We start from the raw sequence: 1,999 nt of genomic DNA, 5'->3' as shown, positions 1-1,999 counted from the left end.
ATCAACAAGTAATGTTTTTTCATCAATACTGGCTTGCAGACGTTTTAAAGCATCATTATCAGACAAATCATTCACCTAGTAGTTAATTAGGAAGTATTAGAAAATTACCAAGTAATTACTTTTAAAGCAAGATATATTTTTATTTAAATTATAAGTTATTGTTTTTATTAGAACAGTATGCGTATTTTCCTAAATATAGGACTAGAGTCCACCATTAGAAGATGTGGACTCCTTCAAGCAGTAGTCGCGGCGGAACAAGTTCCTGCCTGCGCCTACTACTACCTACTACTTAGCCAGTATTGATACCAAAAGCTCGAACAGCGATAGCCATCAACTTAATTGAAGTACAGGCAGCAGAAGTAGCAAGAATAATTGACATAGCATGTGGGAAATCTAAATAAGCAACAAACTCACCAACTGGACCACCAACAGAAGAAAGCGAAGATAATTGAGAAAGAATGGCAGACTCAATGCGATGTATGACAGGGAGAACAGTATTATTTAAAAAAGCATAAGTAAGACCTGCAACAGTAACACCTACAACAAGCTTACCAACAACACTAAGAACAACTCTAGAAAGAATCATCAAAGGAATATTTATAGCCATAAAAAAACCTATTTTTGTATTAAAAATTTATAGGTAAATTATATCAAATTTCTATTTATATATTTGTTTTTTAACAATTTTAATAGTAAGTGATTTTATCATTATGGTGAGAGTTGGAGAAGATCAGGGAATACTCACCCTAGAGCATCTAAAAAGACACTCTAGGAGTATTACCCGAACAATGTAAGGCATCACTACGGAGCCGAGCCATCGCTTCACAGGGACATATCACGGTATAACGCTATGTCTGTCTTAATTACGGCTTATATCACCGCCTGAACGCATTTAAGACCGCTTAGAGCCTATTTAGACCATCACAAGGGACAAACCCAATATATTCACGATCAAGGCTTAAACTACTCATTATGCTGTGTGCTTTGTTCAGCTCCCCCAGTAGCACACTGAAAATCACCGAATTAAATGCTGTCGTCACTGTACCTACCACCCATTTAAACGGACGATATTAATTATTTGAACGGATTAAGAACGAAAGAGGGATTTATTTTAATTCTACGCACGTTATAATGATCTAACAGCACGGAGTTTTAACTTGAATCTTATATAGAGTTCTAGCTCATATAACTTTCGTTATTAATTACTGCAAATAATTAATAACCGTGCATCAAATATAAAACGAAACCCGACCATACACAATATGGTCGGGTTTTTTATTTATCAAAGCATTATGTTTTTTGCGTCGGCAAAGCCTAAAACCTACCGATCTGGAGCAAAAGGGAGCCTGTAATCAGGGAAAGGAAAGTTAAGAGTTTTTATTGCGTCAGTTCGGGGGCAACTCCGCCCCCTCTGTTACGGGGTTAAGGGGTCGAACCCCTTACAAGGCACAAAGTACCCTTTGTGTATCCTTGCTTAAAAGCAATTACCATTGAGCTACGCTCAATGGATAGTCAAAAAAAAACCCTTGAAACGGTTAAGAATCAAGGGTACAGGGGAAATAGTTTATAAAATTTTAAAATCAGTGATTTCAGATAGATCATAAAAATCACCTTGATCATCTATAAGAATTTGAGATGAAGAAGAAAGGTTAAGAATAATACTTGTAACAATTCCTTTTTTTACCAAATCACCTACAGACTGACCTAAAGAATAAGTAAAAGAAACTTGCTTGCCTAAAAGATCTAAAGCATTAAGATGTGAAGCAGACATGATGATCTCCCAAATAGATCGTTGTGTTTAGCTGAAACAAAGGATTGCAGTCCAATGTTTCAGCGATTAAATACGCCCCTGACGAACAGAGCGAAGCATAAAAAGTTTAATTTCACGACTAGAATTAGAATGAGATTTCTTACAAAGCTTGTCAAATTCAGACTTTAAAAGACTATTAACCTTAAAATTCATAGTCGTATCCAAATTAGAAAGAGATTGCTCAATTTG

Annotated in this window: 2 protein-coding genes; both read right to left on the bottom strand. The window is 35.7% G+C overall.

The genetic code is table 11. From position 1 onward, the window contains the following. Positions 1–289: 289 nt before the first annotated feature. Positions 290–607, bottom strand: coding sequence for a DUF2523 domain-containing protein (locus tag VF675_RS13575; RefSeq protein ID WP_218945217.1), 318 nt, complete (start codon positions 605–607; stop codon positions 290–292). A gap of 957 nt (positions 608–1,564) precedes the next feature. Further along, positions 1,565–1,771, bottom strand: a complete 207-nt coding sequence (locus VF675_RS13570) for a hypothetical protein (protein WP_440205378.1) — start codon at positions 1,769–1,771, stop codon at positions 1,565–1,567. Positions 1,772–1,999 lie beyond the last annotated feature (228 nt).

Source organism: Acinetobacter sp. Lyrl_1 (assembly GCF_051948795.1).
GTDB lineage: Bacteria > Pseudomonadota > Gammaproteobacteria > Pseudomonadales > Moraxellaceae > Acinetobacter > Acinetobacter towneri.
This window is presented reverse-complemented; position numbering and strand designations above follow the sequence as displayed.